The organism is Streptomyces sp. CO7 (genome assembly GCF_053474865.1).
In genome coordinates this window covers 1,040,792-1,044,791 of the sequence record NZ_JBRIOU010000002.1, presented here as the reverse complement: position 1 = coordinate 1,044,791, position 4,000 = coordinate 1,040,792, and the positions used below count along the sequence as shown (strand labels likewise).

Here is a 4,000-nt window from a genome sequence, read left to right as displayed (position 1 = left end):
GCCAACTGGCCGCGCTGGACGTGGCGGTGGTCCGCACCGAGGACGTCCAGGCACTCGCCGACGCACGGGCCGGGTCCCCGGGTCCCGCGCCGGACGTGCCCGCCCCGGCCCCGGCGGCCGATGCGCGGCGGGGCGTGCCGCTCACCCGGGTGCAGCAGGCCGTGGCGCGGGCGGTGGAGCTCTCCCACCGCACCGTCCCCGCCGCGTACACGGTGGTCCGGATGGACCTCGGTCCCGCCCTGACCCGGGCCAGGGAACTGACCCGTGAGGTCCGCAGGCCGGTCGGCCTGGCGGAGCTGTTCGTCCAGCGGGTCGCCGCCCTGCACGCCGACTTCCCGCGGTTCTTCTCCGCGATCGACGGCACCACCGCGATCCCGGCCGAGGCCCCGCACATCGGCGTCACCGTCGACCTCGGCGAGGGGCTGTACGTCCCGTGCCTCCACGACGCCGCGAACCTCACGCTGCGCGAGATCGCCACCCGGCTGACCGCCTACCGGATCGCCGCCACCAAGGGCGGGTTCGACGAACGCGACCTGACCGGCGCCAACTTCGTGATCACCCTGCACACCGACGGGGACGTGGTGCTCGCCATCCCCTTCGTCTCCCCCGGCACCGCCTGCGCGCTGGCGGTGACCGCCCCGTCGGACGGCTCCCAGGCCCACATCGGGCTCGCCTACGACCACCGCCTGATCAACGGCCGGGACGCCGCGCTGTTCCTCAAGGCCTTGAAGAACTCCGTGGAAGGGCTCGTCTGATGTCGGCCGTCGAGATGTCCGAAGCCAAGAGAGAACTGCTGCGCCGCCGTCTGGCCCGCCGCGACGTCCAGGTCCAGGGGATACCGCGGCGCGAGGAGGGCAGCGCTCCGGTACTCGCCCCCGCCCAGGAACCCCTGTGGTTCATGGAGCAGTTCGTCCCCGGGACCTCCACCTACAGCGTCGTGCTGTCCGTGCGGCTGCGCGGCCCGCTCGACGCGGCACGCCTGGCGGAGGCCCTGGCCGAGCTGCCCCGGCGGCACGACGCCCTGCGTCACCGCTTCCCCGCCGACCAGGACGGCCGTCCGATGGTCCGGGAGCTGGCGGAGTGCGAGGTGCCGCTGGCGTGCACCGAGGCCGCCGACGACGAGGAGACCGCAGCGGCGATCGACGCCGAGAGCGCGTTCCCGCTCGACCCCGCCGAGGGTCCCCTGCTGCGTTCCCTGCTGGTGCGGCGCGGCCCCGAGGACCACGTCCTGACGCTGCTGGTGCACCATCTGGTGGCCGACGGCCGGTCCGCGCAGCTGCTGATGGCCGAGCTGCTCGCCCTGTACCGGGGCGAGGCGGCGGCCGCCCCCGCCACCCGGTTCTCCGACATCGCGGCCTGGCAGCGCGAGCGCGCCCACGACCGGGACAGCGCCTTCTGGCGCGAGCAGTTGGACGGCCTGCCCCGCCTCGACCTCACCACCGACCGGCCCCGCTCGGCTCTCCAGCGCTTCGACGGCGCCTCGGTCACCCGCACGCTCGACCCCGAACTCACCGCCGCGGTCGGCGAACTGGGGCGTGCGCATGGCGCGACCCCCTTCATGACCGTGCTGGCCGCCTTCACCGCGCTGCTGGCGCGGTGCACCGGCCGGGACGACTTCGGCGTCGGCACGCCGGTGGCCGGGCGGACCCGGCCGGAGTTCGAGGACGTCGTCGGCATGTTCGTCAACACCCTCGTGCTGCGGGCCCGGTTGGACGACGACCCGACCTTCGCCGACCTGCTGTCCCGCACCCGGGACACGGTGATCGACGCGCTCGACCACCAGGAACTGCCCTTCGCCCGGCTGGTCGAGGAGCTCAACGTCCCCCGCGATCCCAGCCGTCAGCCGCTGGTGGACGTCCTCTTCTCCCTGCACGACCTGACCTCCGGCAGCCCGGGCGGCACCGGCCCCACCACCGGCACGGGCGCCACCGGCGACGGGGCCACGGCCGGGAAGGACGCGATGGCCCTGGCGGCCGACGACTTCCCCCTGCCGCCCGGCTCCGCCCGCCACGACCTGGAGCTCTACCTCACCCCGTCCCCGGACGCCGGGCTGAACTGCACCTTCGTCTACAAGACCACCCTCTTCGAGGCGGACACCGTCGCCCGCATGGCCGGGCACCTGGAGACCCTGCTGCGCGCCGCCACGGCCCACCCGGACACCCCCGTCAGCCGGCTCCCCCTGCTCGACGGCGCCGAACGCGCCCTCCTGGCGGAGTGGAACGCCACGGAGGCGGACTTCCCCGCCGACCGGACGCTGCACGGCCTGATCGAGGACCAGGTCCGGCGCACCCCCAAGGCCACCGCGGTCACCTTCGACGGCGCCTCGCTCGACTACGCCGCGCTGGACGCCCGGGCCAACCAGGTCGCCCACCGGCTGCGCGCACTGGGCGTCGGCCCCGGCTCACTGGTCGGCGTCTGCGCCGAACGCTCCCTGGAGCTGGTGTGCGGGCTGCTCGGCGTCCTGAAGACCGGCGCCGCCTACGTGCCGCTGGACCCCGAATACCCGGCGGACCGCGTCGCGTTCATGCTGACCGACGCCGACGCCCCGGTGGTGCTCACCCAGAGCACCGTCGCCGACGGCGAGCTGGGCACGGCTCTCGGCGCGACCGGCGCGGCCGTCCTCCTGCTGGACCGGGCCGCGGAATGGGACGGCCTCCCCACGACGGCGCCCGAGCCCGCGGGCGAACCAGGCACGGCGGCCTACCTGATCTACACCTCGGGCTCCACCGGACGGCCCAAGGGCGTGCCCAACCGGCACCGGTCGATCGTCAACCGGCTGGACTGGATGCAGAAGCGGTTCCGGCTCACCGCCAGGGACACCGTGCTGCAGAAGACCCCGGCCGGCTTCGACGTCTCGGTCTGGGAGTTCTTCTGGCCGCTCATGACCGGCGCCCGGCTGCTGCTGGCCTCGCCCGGCGGCCACCGCGACCCCGCGTACCTGCGGCAGCTGATCGAGACCGAGGCGGTATCCACCGTCCACTTCGTCCCCTCGATGCTGAGCCTCTTCCTCGCCGAGGACGACGTGGCGCGCTGCTCCTCGCTGCGCCGGATCGTCTGTAGCGGCGAGGAACTCCCCGTCGACCTGGCCCTGCGGTGCCTGGACGCCCTGCCCGGCGCCGAGCTGCACAACCTGTACGGCCCCACCGAGGCCGCCATCGACGTCTCCGCCTGGCACTGCACCGAGGAGAACCTGCGCGACCGGGCCCGGGTGCCGATCGGCCTGCCCGTCCAGAACGCCGAGCTGCACGTCCTGGACGCCCACGGCGAGCCGGCGCCCGTCGGGGTGCCGGGTGAACTGCACCTGGGCGGGGTGCCGGTGGCGGCCGGCTACCACAACCGCCCGGAGCTGACCGCGGAACGCTTCGTCGACGGGCTGTACCGCACCGGCGACGCCGCGCGCCGGCTGCCCGACGGCAGCGTGGAGTTCCTGGGCCGGCTCGACGACCAGGTCAAGCTGCGCGGCCTGCGGATCGAGCTCGGTGAGATCGCGGCGGCGCTGCGCGAGCGGGCCGGCGCCCGGGAGGCCGCGGTCGTGGTCAGCGAGGACCAGCGGCTGATCGCCTACCTGGTCGGCGGACCGGAGGACCCCGCGCAGGCCCGTGAGGCCGTCCGCGGGGTGCTGCCGGAGTACATGCTGCCCTCCGCCTACGTCGCGCTGGACGCCCTGCCGCTGACCCCCAACGGCAAGCTGGACCGCAGGGCCCTGCCCGCCCCCGCGGTCACCACCGCCGAGTACCGCGAGCCGGTGACCGGGACGGAGCGGACGGTCGCCGCCGTATGGGCGGAGGTGCTGGAGCTGGAACGGGTCGGCCTGGACGACGACTTCTTCGACCTCGGCGGGCACTCGCTGCTCGCCATCCAGGCCGTGGCCAAGCTGCGCAAGGCGCTCCCCCCGGGCGGCCGGCAGGTCGGCGTGGTCGACGTCTTCTCCTGCCGCACGGTCGCCGACCTGGCCGCCCTCGCCTCGGAGGCGGCCCCCGAGGGGCCCCGGCCGCTGCTC

Annotated in this window: 2 protein-coding genes; both read left to right on the top strand. The window is 74.7% G+C overall.

Translation table 11 applies throughout. The features are described 5' to 3' along the window. Nucleotides 1-755: 2-oxo acid dehydrogenase subunit E2 (locus tag ACOV8S_RS06745; protein WP_448316672.1), on the top strand; the 755-nt coding region annotated here is incomplete at its 5' end. Continuing rightward, on the top strand, nucleotides 755-4,000 hold a 3,246-nt coding region (locus ACOV8S_RS06740), incomplete at its 3' end, for an amino acid adenylation domain-containing protein (protein ID WP_448316670.1). The genes ACOV8S_RS06745 and ACOV8S_RS06740, both read left to right, overlap by 1 nt.